Source organism: Luteimonas soli (genome assembly GCF_042648865.1).
Lineage (GTDB): Bacteria > Pseudomonadota > Gammaproteobacteria > Xanthomonadales > Xanthomonadaceae > Luteimonas > Luteimonas soli.
On the sequence record NZ_JBHRYA010000003.1, the window covers coordinates 355,904 to 371,405 of the forward strand.

At 67.9% G+C, this 15,502-nt stretch carries 13 protein-coding genes; 7 read left to right on the top strand and 6 right to left on the bottom strand.

The genetic code is table 11. The features are described 5' to 3' along the window. Positions 1-74: 74 nt before the first annotated feature. From lysS to ACFONC_RS04935, 3 genes are all read left to right on the top strand, one after another. Complete coding sequence (lysS, locus tag ACFONC_RS04925) at positions 75-1,598, top strand: lysine--tRNA ligase (protein WP_386742602.1); 1,524 nt, start codon at positions 75-77, stop codon at positions 1,596-1,598. Between the two features lie 243 nt (positions 1,599-1,841). Continuing rightward, positions 1,842-2,900 (top strand): HD domain-containing phosphohydrolase, encoded by a 1,059-nt coding sequence (locus ACFONC_RS04930; RefSeq protein WP_386742603.1) that lies wholly within the window; start codon positions 1,842-1,844, stop codon positions 2,898-2,900. A gap of 11 nt (positions 2,901-2,911) precedes the next feature. Further along, entirely contained in the window at positions 2,912-5,050 is a 2,139-nt protein-coding gene (locus ACFONC_RS04935) for an ATP-binding protein (RefSeq protein WP_386742604.1), read from the top strand. Positions 5,051-5,083: 33 nt separating this feature from the next. Here ACFONC_RS04935 and ACFONC_RS04940 read toward each other — a convergent pair whose 3' ends face one another. Together ACFONC_RS04940 and ACFONC_RS04945 are read right to left on the bottom strand one after the other, a co-directional pair. Continuing rightward, complete coding sequence (locus ACFONC_RS04940) at positions 5,084-5,995, bottom strand: crotonase/enoyl-CoA hydratase family protein (RefSeq protein WP_386742605.1); 912 nt, start codon at positions 5,993-5,995, stop codon at positions 5,084-5,086. A gap of 249 nt (positions 5,996-6,244) precedes the next feature. Beyond that, positions 6,245-7,927: a long-chain fatty acid--CoA ligase gene (locus ACFONC_RS04945; protein WP_386743068.1), complete on the bottom strand. Its 1,683-nt coding sequence runs from the start codon at positions 7,925-7,927 to the stop codon at positions 6,245-6,247. 179 nt (positions 7,928-8,106) lie between these two features. On the opposite strand from ACFONC_RS04945, the gene ACFONC_RS04950 reads away from it, so the two are divergent. Further along, the gene (locus tag ACFONC_RS04950; protein ID WP_386742606.1) at positions 8,107-8,574 is read left to right on the top strand and encodes a nuclear transport factor 2 family protein; all 468 of its coding nucleotides are present in this window, start codon (positions 8,107-8,109) and stop codon (positions 8,572-8,574) included. A gap of 192 nt (positions 8,575-8,766) precedes the next feature. Here the strand turns inward: ACFONC_RS04950 and acnA are convergent, their stop codons facing one another. Beyond that, a complete protein-coding gene (gene acnA / locus ACFONC_RS04955; RefSeq protein WP_386742607.1) occupies positions 8,767-11,532 on the bottom strand; it encodes an aconitate hydratase AcnA in 2,766 nt (921 codons plus the stop codon). Between the two features lie 143 nt (positions 11,533-11,675). Here acnA and ACFONC_RS04960 point away from each other — a divergent pair, with 143 nt between their 5' ends. Together ACFONC_RS04960 and ACFONC_RS04965 are read left to right on the top strand one after the other, a co-directional pair. Continuing rightward, the gene (locus tag ACFONC_RS04960; RefSeq protein WP_386742608.1) at positions 11,676-11,921 is read left to right on the top strand and encodes an AbrB/MazE/SpoVT family DNA-binding domain-containing protein; all 246 of its coding nucleotides are present in this window, start codon (positions 11,676-11,678) and stop codon (positions 11,919-11,921) included. A 9-nt stretch (positions 11,922-11,930) separates the two neighbouring features. Further along, a complete protein-coding gene (locus ACFONC_RS04965; RefSeq protein ID WP_386742609.1) occupies positions 11,931-12,341 on the top strand; it encodes a type II toxin-antitoxin system VapC family toxin in 411 nt (136 codons plus the stop codon). 143 nt (positions 12,342-12,484) lie between these two features. On the opposite strand, the gene hflD is transcribed toward ACFONC_RS04965, so the two are convergent. The 3 genes from hflD to ACFONC_RS04980 form a co-directional block, all read right to left on the bottom strand. Continuing rightward, positions 12,485-13,084 carry a high frequency lysogenization protein HflD gene (gene hflD / locus ACFONC_RS04970; RefSeq protein WP_386743069.1) on the bottom strand — a complete coding sequence of 200 codons (600 nt, stop codon included), beginning with the start codon at positions 13,082-13,084 and terminating at the stop codon, positions 12,485-12,487. Beyond that, positions 13,084-14,214 carry a tRNA 2-thiouridine(34) synthase MnmA gene (gene mnmA / locus ACFONC_RS04975; protein ID WP_386742610.1) on the bottom strand — a complete coding sequence of 377 codons (1,131 nt, stop codon included), beginning with the start codon at positions 14,212-14,214 and terminating at the stop codon, positions 13,084-13,086. Before mnmA ends, hflD begins: the two co-directional genes overlap by 1 nt. 193 nt (positions 14,215-14,407) lie before the next feature. After that, positions 14,408-14,887 (bottom strand): NUDIX hydrolase, encoded by a 480-nt coding sequence (locus ACFONC_RS04980; protein ID WP_386742611.1) that lies wholly within the window; start codon positions 14,885-14,887, stop codon positions 14,408-14,410. Between the two features lie 190 nt (positions 14,888-15,077). Between ACFONC_RS04980 and clpS the strand changes: the two genes are divergently transcribed. Continuing rightward, positions 15,078-15,404 carry an ATP-dependent Clp protease adapter ClpS gene (gene clpS / locus ACFONC_RS04985; protein ID WP_386742612.1) on the top strand — a complete coding sequence of 109 codons (327 nt, stop codon included), beginning with the start codon at positions 15,078-15,080 and terminating at the stop codon, positions 15,402-15,404. Positions 15,405-15,502: the final 98 nt, after the last annotated feature.

Sequence of the window (15,502 nt, forward strand, 5' to 3'; positions counted from 1 at the left end):
CGAGTGCCAGATCCAAAGCTCGCGGCTGAAGCCGCTCCCACAACATCCATGATAGCCACGATCCACCCGAGACCATGACCGACCAGCCCCCCTCACCGCAGCCAGCCGCCGACGAGAACCACCTGATCGCCGAGCGCCGCGCCAAACTGGCCGCGCTGCGCGGGCAGGGCATCGCGTTCCCGAACGACTTCCGCCGCGCCGACCATGCCGGCGACCTGCAGGACGCCTACGCCGACGTGGAACGCTGGACCGGCGAGGCGCTGGAAGGCGAGGGCAGGCGCGTCGCGCTGGCGGGCCGGCTGCTGGCCAAGCGGGTGATGGGCAAGGCTGCATTCGCCCAGATCCAGGATGTCTCCGGGCGGATCCAGCTGTTCCTGCAGAAGACCACGCTGGAAGATGCCTACGACGCGTTCAAGGGCTGGGACGTGGGCGACATCGTCGCCGCCACCGGCACGCTGATGCGCACCAAGACCGGCGAGCTGTCGGTCAAGGCCGACACGCTGCGGCTTCTGGTCAAGTCGCTGCGGCCGCTGCCGGACAAGTGGCACGGGCTGGCGGACGTGGAGCAGCGCTACCGGCAGCGCTACGTCGACCTGATCGTGAGCCCGGAGGCGCGCGAGGTGTTCGTCAAGCGCTCGCAGGTGATCGGCGCGATCCGCCGCTGGCTCGACGCGCGGCGCTTCCTCGAGGTCGAGACGCCGATGATGCATTACCTCGCCGGCGGCGCCACGGCCAAGCCGTTCACCACCCACCACAACGCGCTCGACCTGGACCTGTTCCTGCGCGTGGCGCCGGAGCTGTACCTCAAGCGCCTGGTCGTGGGCGGCTTCGAGCGCGTGTACGAGATCAACCGCAACTTCCGCAACGAGGGCGTGAGCACCCGGCACAACCCCGAGTTCACGATGCTCGAGCTGTACGAGGCCTACGCCAGCTACGACGAGGTCATGGACCTGACCGAGTCGATGATCCGCGACGTTGCGCTCGAAGCCATGGGCACCACCGCGCTGGAGTGGGAAGGCAACGCGATTGATGTCGGCCCGCGCTTCCGCCGCTGGAAGCTGGAAGAAGCCGTGCGCGAGCTCAATCCGGAAATCTCCGCGGCCGACTGCCGCGACCGCGAGGCGCTGGCCGCGCACTGCAAGCGCCTGGGCATCCAGGTCAAGCCCGGCTACGGCTGGGGCAAGCTGCTACTGGAGATCTTCGAGAAGACGGTCGAGGGTGGCCTGGTGCAGCCGACTTTCATCACCCATTACCCTGTCGAGGTCTCGCCGCTGGCGCGCGAATCGGACACCGAGCCGGGCATCACCGACCGCTTCGAGCTGTTCATCGGCGGCAAGGAGATGGCCAACGGCTTCTCCGAACTGAACGACCCCGAAGACCAGGCCGCGCGCTTCCGCGCCCAGGTCGAGGCCAAGGCCGGGGGCGACGACGAGGCCATGCATTATGATGCGGACTACATCCGCGCCCTCGAGGTCGGCCTGCCGCCCACCGGGGGGCTGGGTGTCGGCATCGACCGGCTGGTGATGCTGTTCACGGGCTCGGCGTCGATCCGCGACGTCCTGCTGTTCCCCTACATGCGGCCCGAAAGCGCGGGCTGACAGCAAGGATCCTGCCGGAGGCAGGGGGAGGAGACGGATGGAACCGTCGCAAGCGACAAACCATGACGCCGCTGGTCATTTCCTGACCGCAATCCCCCGGTTGCGCCGTTGCCGCGAGTGGGAAATGGCGCCCGATCGCCTGAATCGGCGGTTCCCGCCGGGGCACGGGACTTGCTTGCCATGTACTCACGGGCGAGTATCCGGCGCTGGCAGGGGACCTGCGCTCAAGAGGGCGGAAACCACGTGAACATCGTCATCGTCGACGACCAGACCTCAGCGCGCACGATGCTGCGCCATATCCTCGAGGACATCAGCCCCGAGCTGGAGGTACTCGACTTCGGCGACCCGCAGGACGCGCTGCGCTGGTGCGAAGACAACCGTCCCGACCTGCTGCTGCTCGACTACCGCATGCCGGTCATCGACGGCCTGGAGTTCGCCCGTCGCTTCCGCCGCCCGCTGCTGCACCGCGACGTGCCGATCGTGCTGGTGACGGTGGTTGGCGACGAGCCCATCCGCCAGGCCGCGCTGGATGTCGGCGTCATCGACTTCCTGGTCAAGCCGGTGCGGCCGCGCGAACTGCGCGCCCGCTGCCGCAACCTGCTGCAGCTGCGCCAGCAGGCGGAATCGGTCAAGCAGCGCGCGCTGTCGCTGGAGCAGCGGCTGCTGTCGAGCATGCACGAGGTCGAGGAGCGCGAACGCGAGACCCTGACCCGGCTGGCGCGTGCGATCGCCTATCGCGACTCGGGCACCAGCGCCAACCTCGAGCGCCTGGCCCGGATCGCCGGCATGGTCGCCGAGGAGATGGGCCTGTTCGAGGACGAGGTGCGGATGATCGAACTGGCCGCGCCGCTGCACGACCTGGGCAAGATCGCCATTCCCGACGCGCTGCTGATGAAGCCCGGGCCGCTGACCGACGAGGAAACGCGGCTGATGCGCCGGCATCCGGAGATCGGCCACGAGCTGCTCAGCGGCAGCCAGAACCGCTTCATCCAGCTCAGCGCCACGATCGCGCTGCGCCACCAGGAACGCTACGACGGCAGCGGCTATCCCGACGGCCTGGCCGGTGACGAGATCCCGGTCGAGGCCAGGATCGTCGCCGTCGCGGACGTCTTCGACGCGCTGATCTCGGTGCGGCCGTACAAGCGCGCGTGGAGCTTCGACGAGGCGATGGACTTCATTTCCGCGCAGAGCGGCAAGCTGTTCGATCCCAGGTGCGTCGACGCGCTGTTGCGCGGCCGCGAACGGCTGCTGGAGATCTGCGCGCATTCCGGGTCGGGCGTCGCCCCGGCGGGCCTGCAGTAGGCGCACCGCCGATGACTGCACTGCTGCAAACGCTGATGTCGCGTTTCGACAATCGCCCCGACAGCGAGCACGGGCAGGCGCTGACGCGCGTGGCCATGCTGGTGGTGGTGCTGGCGTACCTGCAGTTCGTGGTCAGGGGCCATGCGGGCGTCGAGCGCGGGCTCGCGCTGTCGCTGAACTTCCTCGCCCTGGAGTTCGTCGTCGCGATCGGGATCCTCGGCTGGATCGCCGCGCGGCCGGGGGTGTCGTACCCGCGGCGCGTGCTGGGCATGGTCGCCGACTACAGCCTGATGGGCGTGGGCATGTACCTGATCGGCGACCTGCTGTCACCGCTGTACGTGATCGTGCTCTGGGTCACGGTCGGCAACGGCCTGCGCTACGGCCCGCGATTCCTCTACACCGCGATCTGCTTCGCGGTCATCACGCACACGATCGTCATCCTCAACACGCCGTACTGGCAGGCCAACGCCTGGCTCGGCTGGGGGCTGCTGGCCGGACTGGTCGCGGTGCCGCTCTACCTGAGTTCGCTGCTCAAGGCGCTGGTCCGCGCGACAGATGCGGCCAAGGCGGCCAACGAGGCCAAGAGCCGGTTCCTCGCAAACATGAGCCACGAGCTGCGCACGCCGCTCAACGGCATCGTCGGCATGTCGCAACTGCTGGCCACCACACCGCTGACCGCCGAACAGCGCGACAGCGCGCAGGTCATCCAGACCTCGGCGCGGGCGCTGCAGCTGCTGGTGGACGATGTCCTGGACATCTCGGCGATCGAGGCGGGCAAGCTCAAGCGCACCGACGCGGACTTCTCGCTGTCCGACCTGGTCAAGAGCATCCACGTCATGCTCCTGCCCGGCGCGCAGGCCAAGGGCATCGGCTTCGACGTCGACGTGGCCAGGGACGTGCCGAACCTGCTCCACGGCGACAGCAACCACCTGCGCCAGGTGCTGGTCAACCTGCTGTCCAACGCGATCAAGTTCACCGAGAGCGGGCGCGTCGCGCTCGAGGTCACCCGGGCGGAGCAGGCTGTGCAGGCGGACAACATCGCACACCTGCATTTCTCGGTCCGCGACACCGGCATCGGCATCCCGGAGGCGCACCGCGAGCGGATCTTCGACGCGTTCGAACAGGTCGAGTCCGGCCGCGGGCGCCGATTCGGCGGCACCGGCCTCGGGACGACCATCGCCAAGGCGCTGACCGAACTGCTCGGCGGCCGGATCGGCATGGACAGCCAGGCCGGCGCCGGCTCGCATTTCTGGATCGACGTGCCGTTCCTGCTGGCCGAACAGCAGATGCAGGACGAATCCGCGATGGCGAGCAACATCATCGCCTTCGCCGACCCGTTCGTCCGCCATCGCGCACGCGTGCGCCCGATGCGCGTCCTCGTCGCGGACGACCAGTCGGCCAACCTGATGGTCCTGCGGCGCCTGCTGGAGAAGGCGGGGCACCGGCCGCAGATCGTGGACGACGGCGAGGACGTGCTGACCGCGATCGAGAACCAGTCCTTCGATGCGGTGATCATCGACCTGCACATGCCCGGCGCCAGCGGCGTGGAGATCATGAAGCAGACACGCTTCATGGAAGCCGGCCGCAAGCGCACGCCGTTCATCGTGCTGACCGCCGACGCCACGTCCGAAGCGAGGCTTGAGTGCGAACGTGCCGGCGCTTACGCCTTCATGACCAAACCGGTGATCGTCGAGAAGCTGCTCGAGAAGCTGGCCGAGATCGCCGAGGGCGCGGCGCCTGCCGCCGCGGAAGTGGCCACGGCACCTGCCGCGGACCGGAGCCTGATTTCCCAGCACATCCTCGACGAGCTGCGCGAGATGGGGCTGGGCGAGGAATTCGTCCAGCGCTTCCTGGTCGAGTGCGTGCGCGACGCGCGCAAGTGCCTGGCCGATCTCGACGCGGCCGGCAGGAAGGCGAGCTGGGAAGAATTCCGCGATGCCTGCCACGCGCTCAAGGGCGCGGCCGGCAACATGGGTGCCGTCCGGCTCGCAGACACCGCATCCGAAGGCATGCGCATGGCGTCAGATCGCCTGCTCGCCGAATGGAGCGGCCTGGTCAACCTGCTGCGCCAGCAGCTTGAACAGGCTTCCGCCGCGCTGCGTGAGCGCGGCGACCTGGCGTCCTCGGACGCGGGTTCGGAAGGCAGCTGACCGCCACGCGGGACAGCCACCGGACGGCTCCGGTCAGCGCGCCTTGGCGCTTTCCGCCGGCATTTCTTCCGGTTCGGGGCGGCGCAGCTGGGCGCGGACCAGGCGCTCCATCATGCGCAGCTGGCGGTCGCCGAGCTGCAGCGCGGTATCGACCCAGATCTCGGTGATCCGCATAAGCTCGTCGTGGCTGATCGGGTGCACCGCGTCGCAGACGCGATGCAGGGCCAGGCGCGCGGAGGCGATGCGGCGGTTCTGGCGAATGACTTCGTGCACCGCGCGCACGCCTTCGCCCTTGGGCACCAGCACGTCGACGATGCCCATCTTGTGCAATTCGTCGCTGCTGTACATCACGCCGTTGAGCATCATCTGCTCGGCGACCTTGGGGCTGACGCGCTGCGACAGCAGCGAGTAGGCGCCCATGCCCGGGAACAGGCCGAACAGCACTTCGGGGAAACCCATCTGCACGCCGCTCTCGGCGACGATGGTCTGGCAGGCGAGCGCCAGTTCGAAGCCGCCGCCCAGCGCGTCGCCGTCGACCAGCGCGACGGTGTGCGCGGCTGGATGCAGGCGCGTGTGCAGCAGGTGGATGCTGTCGACGCACTCGGTGGCGTAGCGCAGCAGGCCGTCGCGGTCGCGCGTGCGGATCAGCTGCGAGAACAGGTTGAGGTCGCCGCCGAGGTTGAACACGTGCGCATCCGACGAGAGCACGATGTGGGCCAGGTGGGTCTCCGACTTCGCTGCCTCGCCGGCAATGCCGTCGATCGTTTCCTGCGCGAACAGGCGCAGCTCGCGCAGCAACCTGGGCGAGAAGCAGGCCCGGTAGTTCGGGTCGGAAAAGGCTTGCTGCCCATGCATGAAGCACCAGTGCGAGTCATTCGACGCGTCGTGCTCGATGCGGATGGTGGACAGCGGGTTCTCGCGGTGAAGCGGCTCGACGTTACGCATGGCGACTAATCCCCTGAGGCTGGCCGCAAGCGGGCCGGGCTACCCGGCTGGCGGCCATACGAGGTCTACGAATGCCCGAATGGAGATTCTATGCGCCCAAAATGCACGGATCGCAAGCAAAAATGGCCATTTCTGCCGATTTTCCGCGTTTTCCGCCCCCGGGGGGCAGGATTCGCGCCGTCGCCATGGATTCCGGCCGGCGCGGTCGGTCGGGCCGGTGCCGTGCTGTCCTGCCCGCAGGTGCCGCTGTCAGCCGGCCTTGGCAGGCGATTCGCGCAGTTCGCGGCGCAGGATCTTGCCCACGTTGCTCTTGGGCAGCTCGTCGCGGAATTCCACGTAGCGCGGCTGCTTGTAGCCGGTGAGGTTCTCGCGCGCGTGCGCCTTGATCTGCTCGGCCGTGAGCGCCGGGTCCTTCTTGACGATGACCAGCTTGACCGCCTCGCCGGACTTCTCGTCCGGCACGCCGACGGCGGCCACCTCGAGCACGCCGGGCATCATCGCGATGACGTCCTCGACCTCGTTGGGATACACGTTGAACCCCGACACCAGGATCATGTCCTTCTTGCGGTCGACGATGTAGAAGAAGCCCTTCTCGTCCATCCTCGCCATGTCGCCGGTGTGCAGCCAGCCGTCGGCGTCGATGACCTGTGCGGTGTCCTCGGGGCGGTTCCAGTAGCCCTTCATCACCTGCGGGCCCTTGATGCACAACTCGCCCACTTCGCCCACCGGCAGCATCGTGCCGTTCTCGTCCTTGATGCAGGCGTCGGTGGAGGGCACCGGCAGGCCGATCGAGCCGTTGTATTCGGCCAGGTCCATCGGATTGATGCAGGCCGCGGGCGAGGTTTCCGTCAGGCCGTAGGCCTCGACCAGGGTCACGCCGGTGACCTTCTTCCAGCGCTCGGCCACCGCGCGTTGCACCGCCATGCCGCCGCCAAGCGTCAACCGCAGGCGCGAGAAGTCGAGTTTGTCGAAGCCGGGCGTGTTGAGCAGCCCGTTGAACAGGGTATTGACGCCGGTGATCGACGTGAATTTCACCTTCGACAATTCCTTGACGAAGCCGGGCATGTCGCGGGGGTTGGTGATCAGGTAGTTGAGCGCGCCGATCTTCATGAAGACCAGGCCGTTCGCCGTCAGCGAGAAGATGTGGTACAGCGGCAGCGCGGTGATGATGATCTCGTTGCCTTCATGCACCAGCTGGCTCACCCAGGCCGCGGCCTGTTGCATGTTCGCGACCAGGTTGCGATGGGTGAGCATCGCCCCCTTGGCCACGCCGGTGGTGCCGCCGGTGTACTGCAGGAAGGCGATGTCGTCGTGGCTGATCGAAACCTCGGGCAACTCGTGGCGCTGGCCCAGGGCGAGGGCGTCGTTGAAGCGGATCGCGTCGGGAATGTCGTAGTCCGGCACCATCTTCTTCACGTACTTGAGCACGAAGTTGACGATCGCGCCCTTGGGGAAGCCGAGCATGTCGCCCAGGCCCGTGGTGATGACCTGCGTGACCGCGCTGCCTTCCAGCGCCTTCTCCACGGTGCATCCGAAGTTGTCGAGGACGAGGACGACGGACGCGCCCGAGTCGACCAGCTGGTGCTTGAGCTCGCGCGCCGTGTACATCGGGTTGACGTTCACCACCGTCAGCCCGGCGCGGAGGATGCCGAAGGTGGCGATCGGGTACTGCAGGCAGTTGGGCATCATGATCGCGACGCGATCGCCCTTCTTGAGCTTCAGCTCGCCGAGCAGGTAGGCGGCGAACTGGCGGCTGAGCTCGTCGATCTGAGCGTAGGTGAGCGTCTTGCCCATGTTGGTGAAGGCCGGGCGGTCGCGGAACTTGCGGATCGAGCCTTCGAGCACGGCCGGGATCGAGGAAAACTCGTCGGCATCGATCTGCGCCGGGATGCCAGCGGGATATTGGGCAAGCCAGGGGCGTTCGACAGTCATCTCGTTCTCTCTCTCCAGTGCCTCGTTGCCGGCCGCGACCATGCGGACGTGCCTTGATCGATTGGAGCATAGGCTCTAGGCCCCCGCAAGACGGCAGACGCATCCGTATGGACGCTGCCCAAGGGCTTGCAAAGCGGGTAACCTGATCCGCTTGGAAGCGATACGGACCATGACGCCTGATGCATCGGATCAAGACCCGAAGCGCGGCCCGGGGTGCCGGCACGGCGGCTGTGCTGGCCATCGTGATCGCGCTTGTTTCGATGGCCAGCGGCTGCCGTAGTGAATCCGCCGAGCAGGCGCTGCGCGGGGACATCGCCTCGTTGCAGGCGGCGATCGAAGCGCGCGATGCGGGGGAGATGGCCAAGTTCCTGGCCGAGGATTTCGTCGGCAACGATGGACTCGACCGCGACGGCGCCCGGCGCCTTGCCGCGGTCCATTTCATGCGCAATGCCAGCATCGGCGTCACGCCGGGGCCGCTCGACGTCCAGATGCAGGGCGACCATGCCACGGTCCGTACGACCGTCGTGCTGACTGGCGGGAGCGGCGGCATCCTGCCCGACGCCGGGCGCATCCGGGACGTCACCGCCAGTTGGCGACGCGAAGATGACGATTGGCTGATGACGAGCCTGGAGTGGGAGAGTCGTTGAGCGGGCGGTAGCCGGCAGCCCTGGCTTCGGCTGACGATCCGGCGGCCTTCTTCGCCGCCGGCTGGCGCAGCACGTACTACGGCAGGCCGCCGTGGCGGGTGAGGGAAGACTGCCCGCCGGCACCGCCGCGCAGTTTTCCCGAACGCCCGTTGCGCTGCGGTGGGCCGGGCTTCCGCCCGGCCCCGGGCTGCGTCAGGCGGCCTTTTTCGCCGCCAGCTGGCGCAGCACGTACTGCAGCAGGCCGCCGTGGCGGAAGTACTCGACTTCCTTTGGCGTCAGCAGCATCACGTGGGCCTCGAACGCCTTCGTGCTGCCATCGGCCTTCGTGGCGGTGACCGTCGCGGTCTTCGACGCGCCGTCCTGCAGGCCGGTGACGTCGAATGTCTCCGAACCATCCAGGCCCAGCGACTTAGCGTTCTCGCCGTCCTTGAACTGCAGCGGCAGCACGCCCATGCCGACCAGGTTGGAGCGGTGGATGCGCTCGAAGCTCTCGGCGATCACCGCCTTCACGCCCAGCAGGATCGTGCCCTTGGCCGCCCAGTCGCGCGACGAGCCGGTGCCGTATTCCTTGCCGGCAATGACCACCAGCGGCGTGCCGTCGGCCTTGTACTTCATCGCCGCGTCGTAGATCGCCAGCTGCTCGCCGTCGCCGCCGTCCTTGCCGAAGTACTTCGTGAAGCCGCCCTCGACGCCGTCGAGCATCTGGTTCTTGATGCGGATGTTGGCGAAGGTGCCGCGCACCATCACGTCGTCGTTGCCGCGGCGCGAGCCGTAGCTGTTGAAGTCGGCCGGCTGCACGCCGCGTTCCTGCAGGAAGCGGCCCGCGGGCGAGTCCTGCTTGATGCTGCCGGCCGGCGAGATGTGGTCGGTGGTGATCGAGTCGCCGAACAGGCCGAGCACGCGCGCGCCATGGATGTCGGAGATCGCGCCGACGTCCATCGTCATGCCCTCGAAGTAGGGCGGGTTTTTGATGTAGGTTGAGGCCTCGTCCCACTGGTAGGCCAGGGTGTCCGGCGACTGGATCTGGTTCCAGCGGTTGTCGCCCTTGAACACGTCGGCGTAGTTCTGCGCGAACAGTTCCGGACCGACGGTGGCGGCGATCATGTCGCCGATTTCCTTGTTGCTCGGCCAGATGTCGCGCAGGTAGACCGGCTTGCCGTCCGGATCGTGACCGATCGGATCGTTGGTCAGGTCGATGTCGATGGTGCCGGCGATCGCGTACGCCACCACCAGTGGCGGCGAGGCGAGGTAGTTCATCTTCACTTCGGCGTGGATGCGGCCCTCGAAGTTGCGGTTGCCCGAGAGCACCGCGGCCACGGCCAGGTCGTTCTCGGCGATGCCCTTGGAGACCGCTTGCGGCAGCGGGCCGGAGTTGCCGATGCAGGTGGTGCAGCCGTAGCCGACGACGTAGAAGCCGAGCTTCTCCAGGTCGTCCATCAGCCCGGCCTTCTTCAGGTAGTCGGTGACCACCAGCGAACCCGGCCCGAGCGAGGTCTTGACCCATGGCGCGGACTTCAGGCCCCTCGCCGCGGCGTTGCGCGCGAGCAGCCCGGCGCCGAGCATCACCGCCGGGTTGGAGGTGTTGGTGCACGAGGTGATCGCGGCGATGACGACCGAACCGTCGGTCAGTTCGTGGTCTTCGTCCTGCAGGCGGATCTTCGAGATCGGCTTGGCAGCCAGGCGCTGCGCCTGCTGCTGGTCGCCGCCTTCGGCGTCGAGTTCGTGGACCGCGCAGCCAACGCCGTTCTTGCGGCCCTTGGTCATGCCGCCGACGTTGTCGTGGAAGTTGGCCTTCATGTCACGCAGCAGCACGCGATCCTGTGGGCGCTTGGGGCCGGCCAGCGACGGCTGCACCGTGGACAGGTCGAGTTCGAGCGTGGCCGAGTATTCGGCGTGCGGGGAGTCGGGCTCGTGCCACAGGCCCTGTGCCTTCGCGTAGGCCTCGACCAGCGCGATCTGCTCCTCGCTGCGGCCGGACAGGCGCAGGTAGCGGATGGCCTCGGCGTCGACCGGGAAGATGCCGCAGGTCGCGCCGTACTCGGGCGACATGTTGGAGATGGTGGCGCGGTCGGCCAGCGGCAGGTGCTGCAGGCCGTCGCCGAAGAACTCGACGAACTTGCCCACCACGCCCTGCTTGCGCAGCATCTGGGTGACGGTCAGCACCAGGTCGGTGGCGGTGGCGCCCTCGGGCAGCTTGCCGGTGAGCTTGAAGCCGACGACCTGCGGGATCAGCATCGACGACGGCTGGCCCAGCATCGCGGCCTCGGCCTCGATGCCGCCCACGCCCCAGCCGAGCACGCCGATACCGTTGATCATCGTGGTGTGCGAGTCGGTGCCGAACACGGTGTCCGGCAGCGCCCAGGTTTCGCCGTCCAGTTCACGCTCCATCACCACGCGGGCGAGGTTCTCCAGGTTCACCTGGTGGACGATGCCGGTGTTGGGCGGCACCACCTTGAAGTTCTCGAACGCCTTCTGGCCCCAGCGCAGGAAGCCGTAGCGCTCCTTGTTGCGCTCGAACTCGATCTTGCCGTTGAGGTCCAGCGCATCCGGACGGCCGAACACGTCGACCTGCACCGAGTGGTCGATCACCAGCTCGGAAGGGATCAGCGGGTTGATCTGGTCCGGCTGGCCGCCGAGCTTGACCACGGCGTCGCGCATCGCGGCCAGGTCCACTACGCAGGGCACGCCGGTGAAGTCCTGCAGCACCACGCGCGCGGGCATGAAGGCGATCTCGGTGTCCGGCTCGGCCTTCGGGTCCCACTTGGCGACCGCTTCGATGTGCTCCTTGCCGACCGTTGCGCCGCCGTCCTCGTGGCGCAGCAGGTTCTCCAGCAGGATCTTCATCGAGTAGGGCAGGCGGGCGATGTCGAACTTCTCGCCCAGCTTCGGCAGGCTGGCGTAGGTGTAGGACTTGCCGTTGACGTCCAGTTGGGCGCGGGTGGCGAAGGAATCGCTCATGGGGCGAAAACTCCTGTGGCTGGGGGCGGAAGACCCTGGCGGGATGGCCGGAGGGGGCTGGGAATCGGCACAGTATGATGGATTGAGTATGATTTTTGAAGTATGTAAACTTCGTCCATACTTCAGCTCTCCGGAGGAAGCCGATGGAAGCGACCGTCGCCGAACGCGGCCAGATCACCCTGCCCAAGGCGGTGCGCGATGCGCTGGGCCTGAGCAAGGGCACCATCCTGAAGGTCGAGCTGGAGGGTGGCCGCATTATCCTGCGCAAGAGTGTTGACGATGCGATTTCACGCGCGCGCGGGCGTTTCAAGCTCGACGGCTTCGCCGACACCGGCGAGGCGATGACCACCATCCGCGGGCGCAAGCCCGGCGATCCGGCCAAGCCCTAGGCCGCTTCGATGATCGCGATCGACACGCCCGCCCTGGTCGACCTGCTGGCCGACGGCCCCGACGCCGACGCGGTGGAGCTGTGCCTGCGCCAGTGCCTGGGCAGCGGCCCGGTGGTGGTCTGCGACGTGGTGCTGGCCGAGCTGTGCAGCGCGCTCAAGGACGGCTCCGAGGCGCTGGCGGTGCTGGAGGAAATGAGCATCCGCTACCTGCCCACCGAGGCCAGGTCGGCTCTGCGTGCCGGCGAGATGCAGCGCAGGCACCGCCAGCGCGGCGGCGGCGATGTCCGCGCGGTGCCGGACTTCCTGACCGGCGCCCATGCGCTGATGCAGTGCAGCGGGCTGATTACCCGCGACGACCGCTTCTACCGGGACTATTTCAAAGGGTTGAAGCTGATCGTGCCGGCGGTGGCGGAAGGCTGAGCAAGCCTGTGAGAGCGGTTCGGTTCTCGCAGGAGCGACGGAAGTCGAGATGCTCTCCCGGGAAGGCATCGCGACTTCCGTCGCTCCTACAGGAGCCGCCAACGGTGCCAGCGATGTAGGGCGGGTCTCGACCCGCCGGGATTTCAGCGCAACGCGCTTTCGATCGCCGCCAGCATCTGCCGGCGCCCGAGCAGGAAGTCGAACAGGCTGCCGCCCATCTGCCGCCACAGCACCGCCGAGCGCAGCGCGGCGAGCAGCAGGGCGCGGATCTCCGAGACGATGTCGGCCTGGCCGAGGTAGTGCGGGTTGCCCTGCACCATCACCTTCGGCCGCAGGTTGCTGACCGTGTCGGCGTACAGCTTGCCCAAGGCGGTGAGCACGTCCGGGTGGTCGCTGCCCAGGCGCTCGGCGATCGGCGCGGTGGCGACGATGCCGTCATGCACCTGCTGCGCCATCCGGCCGTCGCGCACGAAGCGTCGTTCGATCTGCATGACGGCCAGTGCGAGCCGGGGCAGGGCCTCGTCCTTGTTCCGGTTGCCGAAATAGTCGCGGAGCACGACCAGGCCCGGGCGCAGGTCGGCGGCGGTGCCGTAGACCGACTCCGGTGAATCGGCGTCGATGCGGAACACGCTGTCGAGCGCGGTCGACAGCGCCGATGCGTCGGCCTGGCCGGTGTCGGCGATGCGCCGGACCTGCTTCAGCGCCTGCACCAGGCCGGCGAGGGCGAGGACTCGTTCGTGCATCATGCGGTGCTGCTCCGGGGATTCGTGTCGTGGTGGCGCCGCTCCAGCGGCGCGTCGGTGGCGGCGATCACCGCGCCACCGAGGCAATGGTCGCCATCGTAAAGCACCAGTGACTGCCCCGGCGTCACGGCGCGCTGCGGCTGCGCGAAACGCGCGCACAGGCTGCCGTCGTCGCGTACCTCGATTTCGCAGGCCTGGGCGGGCTGCCGGTAGCGCGACTGCGCGGAGCAGCGGAACCTCGTCGCCGGCGGCGTCCCGGCAATCCAGTGCGCGGCTTCGGTCCAGGTGGTGTCCGACCGCAGGTAGCGGCTGTCGCTGCCCTGGTCGACGACCAGCACGTTGTGCTCGACGTCCTTGCCGACCACGTACCACGGCGCCGCCTCGAACCCGCGCAGCCCGCCGATCTGCAGCCCTTCGCGCTGGCCGAGGGTGAAATGGAACACGCCCGGGTGGGTGCCGACCACGCGGCCGTCGGGCGTGCGCATTTCGCCGGGGCGCGCAGGCAGGTAGCGCGACAGGAATTCGCGGAAGTCGCGCTCGCCGATGAAGCAAATGCCGGTGGAGTCCTTCTTCGCCGCGGTCGGCAGGCCGGCTTCGGCAGCCATGCGGCGCACGTCGGCCTTGGGCAGGTCGCCGAGCGGGAACACGGTGGCCGCGAGTTGCGCCTGTCCCAGCTGGTGCAGGAAATAGCTCTGGTCCTTGCCCCGGTCGCGTGCGCGCAGCAGGCGCCAGCTGCCGTGCTGCCGGTCGATCCTGGCGTAGTGGCCGGTGGCGATGCGCTCGGCGCCCAGGTCGCGCGCGGCGTCGAGGAAGTGCTTGAACTTGATCTCGCGGTTGCACAGCACGTCCGGGTTCGGCGTGCGCCCGGCGGCGTACTCGGCCAGGAAGTGGGCGAACACGCCGTCCCAGTACTCGCCGGAAAAATCGCGGAAGTGGATCGGGATGCCGAGCCGGCCGCAGACGGCAACGGCGTCGCGGCGATCGTCCTCGGCGCGGCAGTCGCCGCTGCCGTCATCGGCCCAGTTCTGCATGAACAGCCCGGCGATCGACTCGCCAGAGTCGCGCAGAAGCAAGGCGGCCACGGACGAATCGACGCCGCCGGACATGCCGACAATGACCCGTGCGTTCATGGGGAGCTGGCCCGCAAGGTTGCCGAGCAGTCATCGAAGGCGCTCCCGCCCGGCACGAAATCTCCTCCCCCGCTTGCGGGGAGTGAGACAGGCCTGTTTGCGCGGCACTGCCGCGCAGGCCACTCGAACGCCTGGTGCGCTGCACCGGGCCGGACGGTCGGGTGGGGGCGGGGGACGGTGGCGCACACGCTCATCATTCCACCTGCCGCAGCAGCGACAGCGGATATCGCTGGCCGGCGAGGAAGTCGGCCACCACCTGCCACACCAGCGGACTGCGATGGCGGTCGCGTGCGGCCATCAGTTCGTCCGGAGTCATCCAGAGCGCGCGGACGATGCCGTCGTCGAGCGGGCGCGCAGGGTCGTGCCGCAGCGGCTGCGCCGCGAACGCGAAGCGCAGGTAGTGCCTGCCGTCGCTTTCGCCGTCGCGCGCCGGCGCCTTCCACTGATAGGCGCCGAGGAAGGCGGTCAGGCGTACGTCCCAGCCGGTTTCCTCGCGGGTTTCGCGCAGCGCGGCCTGTTCCAGGCTCTCATCCGGCTCCAGATGACCGGCTGGCTGGTTGATGACGACCGAGCCATTGGCGCGTTCCTCCACGCACAGCAGGCGGCCGCCGTAGACCACGACGGTGGCGATGGTGACATCGGGTTGCCAGAAGCGGCCTTCGCGGTAGCTCAAGTGGGAACCGGCAGCAGGGGCGAACTGCGCATTCTGCCTATCGCGTCGCGAAGGCGTCCATCGCCGCGCCGCCGCTGCGTTCAGCCCGCGCCGCGGAAGCGGGCGCCCGGTGCCGGCGGCGTCGCGAACATTCGCCCCCATGCGATCCGGCGACGGCCGGGCTTTGACCGGCCACCGCTATAATTGCGCGATGTCCAGACCACCCGACCGCGACCAGGAACACGATCACGGCGTTGCCGTGGAAACAGGCAAGCCGGAAGTGGCGCGGCCGCCGCTGTACTCCGTCCTGCTGCTGAACGACGACTACACCCCGATGGACTTCGTGATCGACGTGCTGATCCGGTTTTTCGGCATGAACCTCGACAAGGCCACCCAGGTCATGCTGCACGTCCACACCCGCGGCCGCGGCGTTTGCGGGGTCTTCACGCGCGAAGTCGCTGAATCCAAGGTGGCGCAGGTCAACGAGTATTCGAGGCTCAACCAGCACCCGCTGCTGTGCACGATGGAGAAAGCCTGAGGGCATACCGGCGGAACGCTGAGTCCCACTGCGCGGTTTACCCGGGCGACTTGCGGGACGGGCTGGATAGACCTACAAGGAAGCCATGGCGGGGAAGT

Coding starts and splice junctions, on each gene's coding strand:
- lysS (WP_386742602.1), top strand. CDS start 75: ATGACCGACCAGCCCCCCTCACCGCAGCCAGCCGCCGACGAGAACCAC.
- ACFONC_RS04950 (WP_386742606.1), top strand. CDS start 8,107: ATGCATCGGATCAAGACCCGAAGCGCGGCCCGGGGTGCCGGCACGGCG.
- ACFONC_RS04965 (WP_386742609.1), top strand. CDS start 11,931: ATGATCGCGATCGACACGCCCGCCCTGGTCGACCTGCTGGCCGACGGC.
- ACFONC_RS04960 (WP_386742608.1), top strand. CDS start 11,676: ATGGAAGCGACCGTCGCCGAACGCGGCCAGATCACCCTGCCCAAGGCG.
- mnmA (WP_386742610.1), bottom strand. CDS start 14,214: ATGAACGCACGGGTCATTGTCGGCATGTCCGGCGGCGTCGATTCGTCC.
- ACFONC_RS04945 (WP_386743068.1), bottom strand. CDS start 7,927: ATGACTGTCGAACGCCCCTGGCTTGCCCAATATCCCGCTGGCATCCCG.
- ACFONC_RS04935 (WP_386742604.1), top strand. CDS start 2,912: ATGACTGCACTGCTGCAAACGCTGATGTCGCGTTTCGACAATCGCCCC.
- hflD (WP_386743069.1), bottom strand. CDS start 13,084: ATGCACGAACGAGTCCTCGCCCTCGCCGGCCTGGTGCAGGCGCTGAAG.
- ACFONC_RS04940 (WP_386742605.1), bottom strand. CDS start 5,995: ATGCGTAACGTCGAGCCGCTTCACCGCGAGAACCCGCTGTCCACCATC.
- clpS (WP_386742612.1), top strand. CDS start 15,078: ATGTCCAGACCACCCGACCGCGACCAGGAACACGATCACGGCGTTGCC.
- acnA (WP_386742607.1), bottom strand. CDS start 11,532: ATGAGCGATTCCTTCGCCACCCGCGCCCAACTGGACGTCAACGGCAAG.